A 15,256-nucleotide genomic window follows, 5' to 3' on the forward strand; every position below is an offset into this window, starting at 1 on the left:
GTCATGCAGCCTACTGCGGTGCCGCCGATCGCCGAAGGGTTCGCCAAGCCCGATTTCCCCTTGAACGCCTGGTACGCGGCGGCCTGGGACGTCGAGTTGAAGCATGCGCTGCTGCCGCGCATGATCTGCAACAAGCGCCTGGTGTTCTATCGCACGACGGACGGCACGCCGGTCGCCCTCGAAGATGCCTGCTGGCATCGCATGCTGCCGCTGAGCAAAGGCCGGCTCGACGGCGACACGCTCGTCTGCGGATACCATGGCCTGCGCTACGAGGCTGGCGGCCGCTGCGTGCACATGCCGTCCCAGGAGACGATCAACCCCGCGGCTTGCGTGCGCAGCTTCCCGATCGTGGAAAAGCACCGTTACCTGTGGGTCTGGATGGGCGACCCGGCGCTGGCCGATCCGGCGCTGGTGCCGGACATGCATTGGAATCACGACCCTGACTGGGCCGGCGACGGCAAGACCATCCATGCCAGGTGCAACTACAAACTGGTCGTCGACAACCTGATGGACTTGACCCACGAGACCTTCGTGCATGGCGGCAGCATCGGCCAGGACGCCGTAGCCGAGGCACCGTTCGAGGCCCATCACGGACCGAATTTCGCCGAGATCTCGCGCTGGATGATCGACATCGAGCCGCCGCCGTTCTGGGCCAAGCAGTTGGGCAAGCCCGGCCGGGTCGATCGGTGGCAGATCATCCGGTTCGAGGCGCCCGGCACCGTCGTGATCGACGTCGGCGTGGCGCCCACGGGTACGGGCGCGCCAGAGGGCGACCGCAGCCAGGGCGTCAACGGCTACGTGCTGAACACCATGACGCCCGAGACCGACGGCACCTGCCATTATTTCTGGGCCTTCGTGCGCAATTACCGGATCCATGAGCAACGCATCACGACCGAGTTGCGGGACGGCGTCACCGGCATCTTCCACGAGGACGAGATCATTCTGGAAGCGCAGCAGCGCGCGATCGACGAGAATCCGGACCGGACCTTCTACAATCTCAACATCGATGCCGGTGCGGTCTGGGCCCGGCGCCTGATCGATCGCAGGATCCAGGCCGAGCGGGCGCCCCGGCATCAGGCTGCCGCGGAATGAGCGGCGAGGCGATGGCCCGGCCCGGCCAGCAGCTGAAGGCGGTGCTGCGCCTGCGCGAGCTGTTGCTGTCCGGCGAATTCGGCCCGGGCGAACGGGTCGCCGAAATCCCGCTCGCAGCCCGGCTCAGCGTATCGCGCACGCCGTTGCGCCTGGCGCTGCTCACCCTGGCCCATGAAGGCCTGCTAGAAATGCTGCCGGGCGGCGGCTTCGTCGTGCGGGATTTCGACCCTGCCGACATTGCCGACGCGATCGAGCTGCGTGGTGTGCTGGAAGGCACCGCGGCGCGCATGGCGGCGGAGCGCCTAACCGATCCGGCCGATCTGGCGCCGCTTCGGGCCGCGGTCGAGGCGATGGAGCCGCTGGTCCGAACGCCCGAGCCCGGCCTCGCCGATTTCGAGCGCTATGTCGCGGCCAACGAGATCTTCCATGCGCGGCTGCTCGATCTGGCCGGCAGCCCGATGCTGCGCCGGGCGATGGCCCAGGCGATGGTGCTGCCCTTCGCTTCGCCCAATTCCTTCGTGCTGACCCAGGCCGACCTGCCCGAGAGCCGCGAGATCCTGTTGCTGGCCCAGGCGCAGCACCGCGCGATCCTGGAGGCGATCGAGGCGCGCGAGGGCACCCGGGCGGAGGCACTGGCCCGCGAACACGCGCGGCTCGCCAAGCAGAACCTGAAACTGGCACTGGGCGACGCGGCCCTGTTGGCGAGCGTGCCCGGTGCGGCGCTGATCCGGCGCGATCCAGTCGACGGAGGGCGCAAGATTGCAAGCTGACGGCAGACAGGTCCGCGTCCGGGTTCGCGCCATCCACGAGCCGGCCCGGGACGTCCGGCTGTTCGAACTGGTGCCCGAGACCGGTGCGGCTACGCCCTATCCGGCCGGCAGCCATCTGACGGTCATGCTGTCCGACGGCCTCGCACGCAGCTATTCGCTGATCGGCGAGGAGCCCACGGACGGCGCTTGGTGGATCGCGGTCAAGCGCGTCGTTCCCAGCCGCGGTGGATCAGCCGCGATGTGGGCGCTGGAGGCCGGCGCCATCCTGACCGTGACCGAGCCGCGGAGTCATTTCGACCTGGCGCTCGGGCGGCCGGACTATCTGTTGATCGCCGGCGGCATCGGCATCACGCCGCTCGTCGGCATGGCAGAGCGGCTGGTCCGTCTCGGCCACAGGCCCCGCCTGATCTATGCCGCCCGCAGTCGAGACCAGATGGCATTCATCGATCGGCTGCAGCCGCTGCTGGGCGACGGACTGACCCTGATCGTCGACGACGAAGGCGGCAGCCTCGATCTCGCCGGAGAAATCACCCGGCTGCATGCCGACGGCGAGATCTACATGTGCGGCCCGGCCGGGATGATGGCCGCGGCGCAGGCCGCCTGGCAACAGGCGGGACGCCTACCCACCCGCCTCAGGTTCGAGACGTTCGGATCGAGCGGCAACCGCCCGGCGGTGCCGTTCACGGTCCATGTCCGCGACCATGGGCGCGACGTCCTGGTGCCGGCGGATCGCAGCCTGCTGGATGCCCTGGCCGACGAAGGTATCGAGCTTGCCTATGATTGCCTGCGCGGCGAATGCGGGTTGTGCGTGGTCGAGGTGGCGGCACCGGCCAGCGCGATCGACCACCGCGACGTGTTCCTGAGCGCGCACCAGAAGCAGGCCGGCGCCAGGCTCTGCGCCTGCGTTTCGCGGGCGGACGGCAAGATCACCATCGATACCGGCTATCGCCCGGCACTGACTCGGGTAGGCTGAAATGAGACGAGCCGGGACGGCAAGAGCCCGGCCTTCACGGGGGAGAAGTACATGACGCGCGTTCCATTCCGGCAAGCCGGTCTCGCGGCTGTCCTGCTGGCCAGTCCCTTCGCGGCCCAGGCGGCGATCCCGAACAATACGGTCAAGGTCGGCATCCTGAACGATCAGTCCGGCCCGTTCGCCGACCAGTCCGGCAAGGGCTCGGTCGCGGCGGCGGAGCTGGCGGTCGATGATTTCAAGAAGGAGGCCGGCCCGCTCAAGGTCGAGATCCTCTATGGCGACCATCAGAACAAGCCGGACATCGGCTCGAACATCGTGCGCCAATGGGTCGACCAGGACGGCGTCGCCGCCGTGGCCGACGCGGTCAATTCGGGTGTCGGCCTCGCGGTCAACCAGATCATGAAGGACAAGAACCGGACCTTCGTCGCGACCAACGTCGGCACCTCGGATCTCACGGGCAAGTTCTGCCAGCCGACGACCGTGCAATGGAACATGGACACCTGGGCCATGGGCAATGCCACGGCCAAGGCCCTGGTGAAGCAAGGCGGCGACAGCTGGTACTTCATCTCGTTCGACTATGCGCTGGGCCAGGCACTGCAGCGCGACGCGACCGAGGCGCTGGGCAAGCTCGGCGGCAAGGTCGTGGGCTCGATCAAGCATCCGCTCGGCACGACCGATTTCGGCTCGTACCTGCTCCAGGCCCAGGGGTCGGGCGCCAAGGTCATCGCGTTTGCCGACACCGGCGGCGACCTCATTACCGGTGTCAAGCAGGCGGCCGAATTCGGCATCACGCCGAAGCAGACGCTGGCCGGCCTGTTCACCCAGATCACCGACGTCGACGCGCTCGGCCTCAAGGCGGCCCAGGGACTGATCGTGACTGAATCCTTCTATTGGGATCTGAACGACGCGACCCGCGCCTTTTCCAAGCGGTTCGCCGACAAGATGGGCGGCCGCATGCCGACGGCGAACCAGGCCGGCGTCTATTCCTCGGTCCTGGCCTACCTGCGCGCGGTCAAGGCGGCGGACACGATCGACGGCGACAAGGTCGTGGCCCAGATGCGGTCGAAGCCGATCGAGGATCCGCTGATCGGTCCGGTCAACGTCCGCATCGACGGTCGTGCCACCCATGCCATGTACGTGTTCCGCGTGAAGAAGCCGGAACAGTCCAAGGGCCGCTGGGACGATTACGAGCTGCTCGCGACCATCCCGGCCGCGGAAGCCTTCCGCCCGCTGGCCGACGGGGGCTGCCCGCTGGTCCATTGAAACCGATGCCGGCCGCGCCCGTCCAGGGGCGGCCGGCAACGCGTTTTCAGGAAGCCGCGCGCGCCGATGCCTCGGCTTCGAGCGGGACGCCGATCGCCTCCCGTCCGAGGAAGCTGCCGTAGATCATCAGCGCGTGATCCAGCGGATCAATGGCGGGCATCCCGGTCAGAGGCCGCCCTCCGGTCTCCAGCATCCGCAGATCGACCGGCCGTCCCCGCTCGATCGCAGTGGCGATCGCCGCGAACTGGCGCTGGTGCGCCGGCGATAGGAAATACGCCGGCAGCAACAGATGACATACCGCCCGGTAGATCCGGTTGTCCGTCAGGATCGCCGCGATCAATTCCCGTTCGGCGTCCAGGATTCCATAGTTTCGCTCACAGTCCAGGCCGGCCATGATCTTCCCCCCGATCTTGCCAGATCTCCATCATGACGGACGCCGGGCGAGCCGGTTCTGCAACAGCACGACGAGGAGCAGGAAGGCGCCGCGGATGACGGATTGCCAATATGCGCTTAGCGTGAAATCGCCCTTGCCGTTCTCGAAATTGAGGATGTTGAAGATGAGGCCGAGTAGCAGGGTCCCGGCGAGCGTGAAGCCGACCGATCCCATGCCGCCGGTCAGGAGCGTCCCGCCCACGACGACGGCCGCGATCGCGAACAATTCCCAGCCCTGACCCTCGGTCGGTTGGCCGGCACCGAATTGCGCGGCCAGGATGACGCCGGCGAGGCCGGCCAGGCCGCCGGTCAGGACATAGACCAGCAGTTTGACCCGCGCGACCGGCAGCCCCATGAGCCGCGCCGCCTCCTCATTGCCGCCGATCGCCAGCACGGCCCGGCCGAAGCCGGTCAGATTGAGCAGCACCGACCCCAGGACGAAGGCAACCCCGGCAATCCAGGCCGGAATGGGAAACCCCAGGAAATCGCCGCCGCCGAGATCGGTGAAGGACGTGTCCCATGAGACCGAAACCGACTGGTTCCCCGAAATCAGCAGCGCCAGGCCGCGCGCGCCCAGCATGGTCGCGAGCGTGGTGACGAAGGCCGGCAGCCGCGCCCGCGAAATCGCCAGGCCGTTGACCAGCCCGACCCCAAGACCGGCGGCGATGCCCGCGGCCAGGCCCGCGCCGAGGCCGACGTCGCTCAGGCCGGCCGACACCACGCTGGCGAGCGCCGCCGTGGCACCCACCGAGAGATCGATGCCGCCGGTCATGATGACGAAGCCCATGCCCAGCGCCACCAGTGCGAACATGGCATTGTAGCGCAGTACGCTCATGACGTTGTAGAGGCCGAGGAAATCATCATAGCGCACGGCCCCGAAGACGATCAGCAGGACCAGCGCCAAGACGACGCCCTGGCGCTGCAGCAGGGCAGCGTGGCGATTGCCCCGGGGCCTGGGGCCGGAGGAGATCGTATCGATCGCACTGGTCATGGCGCCCGCCCGACTTGTTGGAGATAGACCGCCGCCAGGATGACCGCGGCTTTGACCACCAGTGCCGCTGCGTCGGGCACGCCGTGGGACAGCAGCGTATAGCGCAGCAGCTGGATGATGAGCGCGCCCAGCAGCGTGCCGATGATCGAGGCGCGTCCGCCGGTCAATGCCGTGCCGCCGACCGCGACCGCCGCGATTGCGTCGAGTTCCATGCCGAGGCCGACGAGATTGGCGTCGGACGAGGAATTGATCGCGATCACGATCAGCCCGGCGATGCCCGACAGCAGGCCGGACACGGCGTAGACCAGGATCGTGATGCGCGCGACGGGCAGACCGGCGAGCCGCGCCGCAGCCTCGTTTCCGCCGATTGCGAGCAATTGCCGGCCATAGAGCGTGCGGCGGATGGCCCATGCCGCCAGCCCCACCACCACCGCCATCAGCCAGACCTGGATCGGCACGCCCAGCACGCGACCCAGCCCCAGCGCGTGGAAACTGGCGTTGTGGAAGGCCTGCAGATTGCCGTTGGTCATGACCTGCGCGATGCCGCGCCCGGCGATGAACAGCACGAGGGTGGCCACGATCGGCTGAATGCGGAAGCGGGCGACGAGCCAGCCGTTGAAGCTGCCGAACGCCATCGCGACCAGGACCGGCACGAAGAAGGCGAGCACATCCGCGAACGGGCCCGGCCCGATCCCCAGCAGCCGCCCGGCAAAAATGAGCGGCGCCAGCGCGCCGGCAATCGCCATCAGCGAACCGACCGACAGATCGATGCCGCCCGTGGCGATGACCATGGTCATGCCGACCGCGACGATGACGATGGTCGTCACTTGCGTCAGGTTGACGTAGAGCGTCTGCAGGCTGATGAAATGCGGCGTCGCGACCAGGTTGAATAGAAGAAGGATGGCAAGCGCCAGAACGACACCGCCCAGGGGACCGCCGCGCGGCATGGCCAGACGCAGGCGACGGCGGGACGCCACGATCTCAAGCTCCTGCACGGCTCTCCTCCCCCGTCGGGGCGAGCCCATGGGCCATGGCGTTCATGATGGCATGCTCGCTCGCCGCATCATGGTCGAAGGCGGCGACCGAGCGGCCGTCCCGCAAGACGCTCACCCGATGGCAGCCCTCGGTCAATTCCTCGAGCTCCGACGAGATCATCAGGACGCCGAGCCCGTCCCGGGCGAGCTCGCGGATCAAGGCCTGGATCTCGGCCTTGGCGGCGACGTCGATCCCCCGGGTCGGTTCGTCCAGGATCAGCAGCTTGGGCTGCAGGCACAGCCAGCGCGCCAGCAGCACTTTCTGCTGATTGCCGCCCGACAGCTCGCGGATCTTCTGTTCGGAACTGGCGAGCCTGATGCCCAGGCGCTTGATCAGCCGATCGACGATCTCGCGCTGGCGTGCCTGGTCGATCACGCCGCGACGCGTCAGTTGCGGCAGCAGCGCCAGGGTCAGGTTGTCCCTGACCGACATGTCGGGCACGATGCCTTCGGTCTTGCGATCCTCCGAGCAGAAACCGATGCCGGCGCGGATCGCGTCGCGGCTGCTGCGGAAACCGGCCGCCGCACCGTCGACGCGGATCGTCCCGCCTTGCGGCCGGTCGGCGCCGAAGATCGCGCGGGCGGTTTCGGTCCGGCCCGATCCCAGCAGGCCGGCCAGGCCCACGATCTCGCCCGCGCGAACGTCGAGATCGACGCCGGCGACGCGCGGCGCCGATTTCAGCCCGGCCACCTCCAGCACCTTGTGGGGGCGTGGGGCGAAATCCTCGTCGAAGGCAGTGGCGCCGAACCGCTTCACCTCTTCCAGACTACGCCCGAGCATGGCCGCGACCAGTTCGAGCTTGCCGATGCTCGCCATCGGCTGATCCGCGACCGTCATGCCGTCCCGCATGATCGTGACCCGGTCGCACACCGCGTAAAGCTCGTCCAGCCGATGGCTGACGAAGATCACGCCGATGCCGCGCGCCTTCAATTGCCGGATCACACCGAACAGCACCGCCACCTCGCGATCGTCAAGCGACGAGGTCGGTTCATCCATGACCACGAGCCGGGCCTGCTGGTCGAGGGCCCGGGCGATCGCGACCATCTGCTGGGTCGCTGTATTGAAGCGGTGCAACGGCTGGCGGACATCGATGGAAACGTCGAACTGGGCCAAGAGCGCCGCGGCCTGGGCGTGCATGCGGCGCCAGTCGATCAGGCCCCAGCGCCGCGGCTCCCGGCCGAGAAAGATGTTCTCGGCAACCGATCGCAACGGCACCAGGTTGATTTCCTGATAGATCGTCGCGATGCCGCCGGCCTGGGCTTCCTGGGGCGTGCGGAACGCGACCGGCCGGCCGTCGAACCGTATCGAGCCGCGGTCGAGGGCAACCGCGCCGGTCAGCACTTTGATCAGCGTCGACTTGCCGGCGCCGTTCTGGCCGATCAGGGCCAGCACCTCGCCGCGCGCGACGGTCAGGCTCGCCTCCTTGAGCGCCGCCACGCCCGAGAAGCTCTTGGCGATGCCGGACATCGAAAGCAGGATATCGTCGGTCATGGCACCTCCATCATCGGCTCGCGGGGGCAGTCCTGGCCACCCCCGCGAAGGCGCGTGTCAGTAGGAGCCTGCGAGGCTCTGGGCCGCGTTGGAAGAATCGTAGAAGTGATCCTTGTTCACCACGATCGGCTCGATCTTCTTGCCGGCGGCGTAATCGGCCGCGGCTTCGAACGCGCCCGGACCGAAGCGTGGATTGCACTCGACCGTCGCGCCCAGCTTGCCGTCGATGATCGCCTGCAGGCCGTCCTTCTCGCCGTCGATCGAGACGAGCGTGATATCCTTGCCCGGATGCCGTCCCGCCGCCTCGAGCGCGGTGATGGCGCCCAGCGCCATCTCGTCATTATGCGCAAAGACGGCAGTCGCTTCGGGATGGGCCTGCAGCAGGGTCTCCATCACCTGCCGCCCCTTGTCGCGGGTGAAGTCGCCGTCCTGGGATGCCACGATCTGCATGCCGGGTGATTTGGCGATCACCTCCATGAAGCCTTTCTTGCGGTCGTTCGCGGGCGAGGAACCGCTGGTACCCTGCAGTTCGATGATCTTGGCAGTGCCCCCGGTCTTCTTGACCAACCAGTCGGCGGCGCGCCGGCCCTCTTCCACGAAGTCCGAGCCGATGAACGAGACATAGTCCCGTCCGGCCTTGGCCAGGGTCGGGTCGACGCCACGGTCGATCAGGAACAACGGAATTCCGGCCTTCTTGGCCTTCATGACCGCGGGAATCAGCGGTTTTTCCTCGCGCGGACTGAGGAAGATCACGTCGACATGTTGGGCGATCATGGAATCCACGTCGGCGACCTGTTTCGCCGCGGAGCTGTTCGCATCCGTGTAGACGAGCTGCCAGCCGCGCTTCGCCGCCTCATCCTTCATGCTCTGCGTCTGGGCAAGACGCCACGGATTGTTGCTCTCGGTCTGGGCAAATCCAACCTTGTAGGTGGGCTTTTCCTTGAGCTTGGGCAGGTCATCCGCCCTGGCCATGGGTGCCGCCACGAGGGCGGCGAGACAGGCGGCCGCAATGAACAACCCCGAACGTTTGCCGTCCATGCCTTGGGTCCTCCCTATTTGCCTACTTGATCGATGCTCTGGTGGCACCGTCGATCGCAGAGTGAAGACAGAGCGAATCACTGTCAATATGTATGAGTAATTATTCGTTAACCTTGTTTTTTGCCAACCAGTAGGCCGAATTCCTCGGAATTTACTCCGGATTTTTTGTGGATTTGTTCCTGCCGGCAACACGCATTGAGGGTATTGGCAATGCGCTTGCTCTTGTTCGATCGAGAATCGTTCGTATACTAACGACGAGCGATTGACCCGGGAGGCGATGATGGCGCATGACGAACCGGCGAAACAGGATGGCACGGCCAAGCTGGTCATCCGCAACATCGGCCTGCTGCTGAGCGGCGATCTGGCCCGGCCGATTCTCGATGCGGACACCATCGTCTCGGTCGGTGGACGGATCACGGCGATCGGCCGCGAGAAGGACGTCGACACCGAGGGCGCCCATACCCTGATCGACGCGAACGGCGCCGCGGTCGCCCCGGGCCTGATCGACAGCCATGTCCACCCGGTCGTCGGCGATTGGACCCCGCGCCAGAACCAGATCGGCTGGATCGACAGCAGCCTGCACGGCGGCGTCACCACCATGATCTCGGCCGGCGAGGTGCATACGCCCGGCCGGCCCAAGGATATCGTCGGCCTCAAGGCCATGGCGATCTTCCACCAACGCGCCTTCGCCAATGCCCGCCCGTCCGGCGTGAAGCTGCTGGCCGGGGCGCCTGTGATCGAACAGGGCATGGTCGAGTCCGATTTCAAGGAACTGGCCGAGGCCGGCGTCAAGCTGCTGGGCGAGGTCGGCCTCGGCAGCGTCAAGGCTGGCTACGAAGCGAAGCAGATGGTCGCCTGGGCGCGCAAATACGGCATCCAGTCGACCATCCATACCGGCGGCCCGTCGATCCCCGGCTCCGGCCTGATCGACAAGGACGTGGTGCTGGAGGCCGACGCGGACATCATCGGCCATATCAACGGCGGCCACACGGCACTGCCCGACGATCAGATCACCTGCCTGTGCGAGAGCTGCCATCGCGGCCTGGAACTGGTCCATAACGGCAACGAACGGTCCGCGCTGCATACGCTGCGCGTCGCCAAAGGACTGGGCCAGCTCGAACGCGTCATCCTGGGCACCGACGGCCCCGCGGGATCCGGCGTGCAGCCGCTGGGCATCCTGCGAATGATCGCGATGCTGTCATCGCTGGGCGACGTTCCGGCCGAAATCGCCTTCTGCTTCGCCACCGGCAATACGGCGCGGATGCGCGAGCTCGACAGCGGGTTGATCGAGGTAGGCCGGTCCGCCGATTTCGTGCTGATGGACAAGGCGCAGCATTCGCCCGGCAAGCATCTGCTCGACAGCGTGCAACTGGGCGACCTGCCGGGCGTCGGCATGACCATCATCGACGGCGTCGTGCGCAGCCTGCGCAGCCGCAACACGCCGCCGGCGACGAGAGTGCCGATCATGGTCAAGGGATAGGCACCCGCCGGAATTTACCGAGCGACGCGGCTCCGATCACTCTGGCCGGAGTGACCAGTGGCGACCCTGCACGTGCCCGGCGGGCCGCATGGCGCCTTGACGGCGCTTCTCCGACGGCTGCACCGGGCCGAGACTGCGCAGGACTTAGGCGCTCTTTCCCCGTTCGATCGCCTCGGTGATCAACTGCCGAGCCTCCGCCGCATCGCCCCAGCCGGCGACCTTGACCCATTTACCTTCTTCCAGATCCTTATAGTGCTCGAAGAAGTGCCAGATCTGCTCGAGCGTGATCTCCGGCAGATCCGTGTAGTTCGTGATCTTGAGGTAGCGCTTGGTGAGCGTAGGAGATGGCACCGCGATGATCTTCTCGTCGCCGCCGCCGTCGTCTTCCATCCTCAATACGCCCACGGGCCTCACATTGATGACGGCACCGGGTACGATCGGCCGTGTATTCGCGACCAGTACGTCGATCGGGTCGCCGTCCAGCGACAGCGTATGCGGCACGAAACCGTAATTCCCAGGATAGCGCATCGGCGTATGCAGGAACCGATCGACGAACAGCGTGCCCGCGGCCTTGTTCATCTCGTACTTGATCGGCTCCCCGCCGATCGCGACCTCAACGATGACGTTGACATCTTCCGGGGGATTGTCGCCGATGGGAATGGCGTCGAGGCGCATGAACCGTTTCCTGTAGCAGTTATCTTTTCAAAGACTGAAGGCCAAGCCGGCCTTCGAGACGTGTCGCAGTCACTTCCTACCGCAGCTTCTCCAACAGCGCCAGCAACTGCGCCTGCTCGGCAGGGTCCAGCGGCGCCAGGGTCTCGTCGGTAATGCGGCCGGCGGCCGGGATCGCGCGCGACGCGGCGGCGCGCCCGAGTTCTGTGAGGGCCACCATCAGCAGGCGGCCGTCGTCGGGATCGGGGCTGGTCTCGGTCAATCCGCGTTTGGTCAGGCGATCGATCACGCCCTTGATCGTGGCGCCATCCATCGCGGTCAGGCGACCCAGCTTGTTCTGAGAACAGGGGCCGAGTTCGGTCAGCTTGGCGAGGGCAGCGAACTGGGTCGGCGTCAGTTCCTCGACCATGTGCGACGCGAAGATCGTCGTATGGCGCTGCATCGCCTGGCGCAGGATGAAGCCCACCTGCCGATCGAGCTGGTAAGGCGCGCTCGCGCGACGACGGCGCGGCGTCTCGGTCGGGTCGACGGACATGGTTCCTCCGGGGCCTGCGGCCGGTCTTTTCTGGTTCTTCCCTATCACACGGCGAGGTAGGCGTCGCGGATCGCTTCGTTCGCGTCGATCTCGGCGATGGTGCCGGAGAACCGCACCCGCCCCTTCTCGATGATATAGGCCCGATCCGAGATCAGCCGGGCGAAATGCAGGTTCTGCTCCGAGATCACCATGCTCAGGCCCTCGCGCTTCATGGCGATGATCGCCTCGGCCATCTGCTCGACGATCTTCGGCGCCAGCCCCTCGGACGGTTCGTCGAGCAGGACCAGCGACGGATTGCCCATGAGCGTGCGGGCGATGGTCAGCATCTGCTGCTCGCCGCCGCTCATCCGCCCGCCCAGGCGGCGGCGCATCTCGCCGAGGTTGGGAAACAACGTGTAGAGCTTGTCCGGGTCCCAGGTCGGCGCGCCCAACCGGGGCTTCTGCCGACCGACCGACAGGTTTTCCTCGACCGTCAGCTCGGTGAAGATGCGCCGGTCCTCCGGCACGTAGCCCAGGCCCAGCCGGGCGATTTCGTAGGAGGCGGCCGTCGAGATGTCGGCTTCGCCGAACCGGACCCGGCCGCGCCGGGCCGGCACCAGGCCGGCGATCGAGCGGAAGGTCGTCGATTTGCCTGCACCGTTGCGGCCGAGCAGGGCCACGACCTCGCCTGGCGCCACGTCGAGGGCCACGTCGAACAGGATATGCGCCGGCCCGTAGAAGCTGTTGAGGCCCTCGACCGTCAGCATCACGACGCCGCCTCCGCATGGTAGAGCCGGCCTTCGCCCAGATAGATCGCGCGCACCTGCTCGTTGGCGCGCACCTCGGCCGGCGTGCCTTCGGCGATCAGCGTGCCGCGGTTCAGCACCATGATCCGGTCGGCATGTTCGAACACCACGTCCATGTCGTGCTCGGTGAACAGCACGCCCATGCGCTTTGCCTGGGCGATGTCGGCGGTCAGCCGCATCAGCGCGATGCGCTCGCGCGGCGCCATGCCGGCGGTCGGTTCGTCCATCAGCAGCAGCTTCGGGTCGTTCGCCAAGGCAACCGCCAGCTCGACGCGCTTCAGGTCGCCATAGGCAAGCTCGCCGCACGGCCGCTCCGCCGCGTCCGCCATGCCGACCAGGGCGAGCAGCCGATCCGCCTCGGCCACGTCGAGCCGGCCGGCGAAGCGCCAGAGATCGCCGATCGCCCGGCCGTGGGACAAGAGCGCCATCTGCACGTTCTCGCGCACGGTCATCGAGCCGAAGGTCTGGGTGATCTGGAACGTCCGGCCGACGCCCAGCCGCCAGATCGCGCGCGGTGCCAGGCCGACCAACTCGCGCCCATCCAGCCGCACGCTGCCCTGGTCGGGCTTGATCTGCCCGTTCAGCATGTTGAAGCAGGTGCTCTTGCCGGCGCCGTTCGGCCCGATCAACGCCAGGATCTCGCCGGCGGCGAGCGTGAATTCGACGCCGCGCACCGCATCGATCCCGCCGAAGGATTTGCGCAGGCCCGCGACCTCAAGCAGCATCGCGCGCCTCCTGCTCGACCGGCGCCGGATCCGGCGCCTTGCGCCGCCGATGCAACAGGTCGCCGGCGAACCCGAGCAACCCCTTGGGGCAGGCGACGACGAGCAGCACGATCACGGCACCGAGGATGAGCTTCGACCAGTCGGTCTGGCTCATCAGCCAGATCGACAAGGTCTTGTAGACGAGTGCGCCCACCACTCCGCCGGTCAGCGTGCCGACGCCGCCCAGCAGCACCATGACCAGCCCGTCGATCGATTGCGGGATGCCGAGCGCGTCGGGAAACACGCCGCCCTTGAGGAAGGCATAGAGACCTCCGGCAAGCGCGGCTGCGGCACCGGACAGCATGAAGGCGGCCCATTGGATGCGCACCCGATCGAGGCCGAGCGATTCCGACCGCAGCGGCGAATCCCGCAGCGCACGCAGAGCGTAGCCGAACGGCGACAGCAGCACCCGGCGCAGCGCCGCCACCAGCAGCACCGCGAACAGCAGGCTCAATTCATAGAAGCGGGCCGGTGTGGCGAGCCAGGCGTCGGGCCAGATGCCCAGGATGCCATTGTCGCCGCCGGTGACGCTGACCCATTGGAAGGCGAGCGACCAGACGATCTGGGCGAAGGCCAGGGTCAGCATCGCCAGATAGACGCCGGCGAGCCGGACCGAGAACCAGCCGAACAGGGCCGCGCCGGCGAGACCGGCAAGCGGCGCCAGCGTCAGGGCCGGCAGGGTCGAAAACCCGGCATGCTTGACCAGGAATGCCGCCGCATAGGCGCCGAGGCCGAAATAGGCGGCATGGCCGAACGAGGCGAGCCCGCCGCCGCTCATCAGGAACTGCAGGCTCATGGCGAAGATCGCGAAGATCAGGATCTCGGCGCCGATGGTCATGACATAGGGCCCGGCGACGAGCGGCAGCAGCGCCGCCAGCCCGACGGCGAGGCCCAGCAGCCCCCGCTCGCGCGGGCCGAGCGGCCGCCACGGGCGGATCGCCGTCGCCGCCGGCGCGCGCAGCACGGCGTCGGGCTTGCCGAACAGGCCCCAGGGCCGGACGACCAGCACCACGGCCATGACCAGGAAGACCAGGACCAGCGAGATGCGCGGCAGGATCAGGATGCCGAACGCGTTCAGCTCGGACACCAGCACCGCCGCCACGAAGGCGCCGGGCAGGCTGCCGAGCCCGCCGATCACGACGATGACGAAGGCCTCGACGATGATCGACAGGTCCATGCCATGGTTGACCGCGTCGCGCGGCAGTTGCAGGGCGCCGCCGAACGCGGCCAAGCCGACGCCCAGGGCAAACACGCCGGTAAACAGCCATTTCTGATTGATGCCCAGGGATGCGACCATCTCGCGATCCTGGGTCGCCGCGCGCACCAGCACGCCGAAGCGGGTGCGGTGGAACAGCAGCCACAGCACGCCCAGCACCAGGGGGCCCAGCACGATCAGCAACAGATCATAGGACGGCACCTGCTGACCCAGGATCTCGACCGCGCCGCGCAGGCCCGGCGCGCGGCGGCCCATCAGGTCGTCCGGCCCCCAGATCAGCACCATCAGATCCTCGACCATCAGGGTCAGGCCGAAGGTGGCGAGCAGTTGGAACAGCTCTGGCGCCTGGTAAAGCCGGCGCAGCAGCAGCATCTCGACCAGCGCCCCCAGGGCAGCGACCGTGAACGACGCCAGGATCAGCCCGCCCCAGAACCCGAGCCCGCCCGACAGCCGCTCGGTCAGCGTATAGGCGACATAGGCGCCGATCATGTAGAAGGCGCCATGGGCGAAATTCACGATGCGCGTGACGCCGAAGATGATCGACAGGCCGGCCGCCACCAGGAACAGCGACGCGGCGTTAGCGAGGCCCGTCAGAAACTGTGCGACCAGAAAACCCATCGAGCCCTGCTTGTTGGTGTGAGGTGCAATTCGTCAGTCCCGCGAGAGGCGGGAATCCAGCCCTTACGCGCGGCAGCGCGGAAAAGAGTCTCGTCGCCGCA

At 67.1% G+C, this 15,256-nt stretch carries 15 protein-coding genes; 5 read left to right on the plus strand and 10 right to left on the minus strand.

Annotation, left to right across the window (positions count from 1 at the left end):
* Positions 1-3: 3 nt before the first annotated feature.
* The 4 genes from VGV37_RS17385 to VGV37_RS17400 are packed head-to-tail and all read left to right on the plus strand — an operon-like array spanning position 4 to position 4,098.
* Entirely contained in the window at positions 4-1,092 is a 1,089-nt protein-coding gene (locus VGV37_RS17385; protein ID WP_326880973.1) for an aromatic ring-hydroxylating dioxygenase subunit alpha, read from the plus strand.
* Positions 1,089-1,862: a GntR family transcriptional regulator gene (locus tag VGV37_RS17390; protein ID WP_326880974.1), complete on the plus strand. Its 774-nt coding sequence runs from the start codon at positions 1,089-1,091 to the stop codon at positions 1,860-1,862. Before VGV37_RS17385 ends, VGV37_RS17390 begins: the two co-directional genes overlap by 4 nt.
* Positions 1,852-2,835, plus strand: coding sequence for a PDR/VanB family oxidoreductase (locus VGV37_RS17395; RefSeq protein ID WP_326880975.1), 984 nt, complete (start codon positions 1,852-1,854; stop codon positions 2,833-2,835). Before VGV37_RS17390 ends, VGV37_RS17395 begins: the two co-directional genes overlap by 11 nt.
* A gap of 51 nt (positions 2,836-2,886) precedes the next feature.
* Complete coding sequence (locus tag VGV37_RS17400; protein WP_326880976.1) at positions 2,887-4,098, plus strand: ABC transporter substrate-binding protein; 1,212 nt, start codon at positions 2,887-2,889, stop codon at positions 4,096-4,098.
* A gap of 46 nt (positions 4,099-4,144) precedes the next feature.
* Here the strand turns inward: VGV37_RS17400 and VGV37_RS17405 are convergent, their stop codons facing one another.
* From VGV37_RS17405 to VGV37_RS17425, 5 genes are read right to left on the minus strand one after another with little or no spacing between them, the layout of a single operon-like run.
* Complete coding sequence (locus VGV37_RS17405) at positions 4,145-4,492, minus strand: DnaB-like helicase N-terminal domain-containing protein (RefSeq protein WP_326880977.1); 348 nt, start codon at positions 4,490-4,492, stop codon at positions 4,145-4,147.
* 30 nt (positions 4,493-4,522) lie between these two features.
* Positions 4,523-5,521 (minus strand): ABC transporter permease, encoded by a 999-nt coding sequence (locus VGV37_RS17410; protein ID WP_326880978.1) that lies wholly within the window; start codon positions 5,519-5,521, stop codon positions 4,523-4,525.
* On the minus strand, positions 5,518-6,516 hold the full coding sequence (locus tag VGV37_RS17415; RefSeq protein WP_326880979.1) for an ABC transporter permease: 999 nt from the start codon (positions 6,514-6,516) through the stop codon (positions 5,518-5,520). The genes VGV37_RS17410 and VGV37_RS17415 overlap by 4 nt, the downstream gene beginning before the upstream one ends.
* Positions 6,503-8,047: a sugar ABC transporter ATP-binding protein gene (locus tag VGV37_RS17420; protein WP_326880980.1), complete on the minus strand. Its 1,545-nt coding sequence runs from the start codon at positions 8,045-8,047 to the stop codon at positions 6,503-6,505. The genes VGV37_RS17415 and VGV37_RS17420 overlap by 14 nt, the downstream gene beginning before the upstream one ends.
* A gap of 57 nt (positions 8,048-8,104) precedes the next feature.
* Positions 8,105-9,085, minus strand: a complete 981-nt coding sequence (locus VGV37_RS17425; RefSeq protein ID WP_326880981.1) for an ABC transporter substrate-binding protein — start codon at positions 9,083-9,085, stop codon at positions 8,105-8,107.
* A gap of 280 nt (positions 9,086-9,365) precedes the next feature.
* Between VGV37_RS17425 and VGV37_RS17430 the strand changes: the two genes are divergently transcribed.
* Positions 9,366-10,565: an amidohydrolase family protein gene (locus tag VGV37_RS17430; protein ID WP_326880982.1), complete on the plus strand. Its 1,200-nt coding sequence runs from the start codon at positions 9,366-9,368 to the stop codon at positions 10,563-10,565.
* Between the two features lie 144 nt (positions 10,566-10,709).
* Here the strand turns inward: VGV37_RS17430 and ppa are convergent, their stop codons facing one another.
* The 5 genes from ppa to VGV37_RS17455 all read right to left on the minus strand — a co-directional run bounded on the left by ppa (position 10,710) and on the right by VGV37_RS17455 (position 15,155).
* Positions 10,710-11,240: an inorganic diphosphatase gene (gene ppa / locus VGV37_RS17435; protein ID WP_326880983.1), complete on the minus strand. Its 531-nt coding sequence runs from the start codon at positions 11,238-11,240 to the stop codon at positions 10,710-10,712.
* A 76-nt stretch (positions 11,241-11,316) separates the two neighbouring features.
* A complete protein-coding gene (locus VGV37_RS17440; protein WP_326880984.1) occupies positions 11,317-11,772 on the minus strand; it encodes a MarR family winged helix-turn-helix transcriptional regulator in 456 nt (151 codons plus the stop codon).
* A gap of 44 nt (positions 11,773-11,816) precedes the next feature.
* On the minus strand, positions 11,817-12,518 hold the full coding sequence (locus VGV37_RS17445) for an ABC transporter ATP-binding protein (protein WP_326881066.1): 702 nt from the start codon (positions 12,516-12,518) through the stop codon (positions 11,817-11,819).
* Positions 12,518-13,282 carry an ABC transporter ATP-binding protein gene (locus tag VGV37_RS17450; protein WP_326880985.1) on the minus strand — a complete coding sequence of 255 codons (765 nt, stop codon included), beginning with the start codon at positions 13,280-13,282 and terminating at the stop codon, positions 12,518-12,520. The genes VGV37_RS17445 and VGV37_RS17450 overlap by 1 nt, the downstream gene beginning before the upstream one ends.
* On the minus strand, positions 13,272-15,155 hold the full coding sequence (locus tag VGV37_RS17455) for an ABC transporter permease (RefSeq protein WP_326880986.1): 1,884 nt from the start codon (positions 15,153-15,155) through the stop codon (positions 13,272-13,274). The genes VGV37_RS17450 and VGV37_RS17455 overlap by 11 nt, the downstream gene beginning before the upstream one ends.
* Positions 15,156-15,256: the final 101 nt, after the last annotated feature.

Source organism: Aliidongia sp., assembly GCF_035943795.1.
GTDB lineage: Bacteria > Pseudomonadota > Alphaproteobacteria > ATCC43930 > CGMCC-115725 > Aliidongia.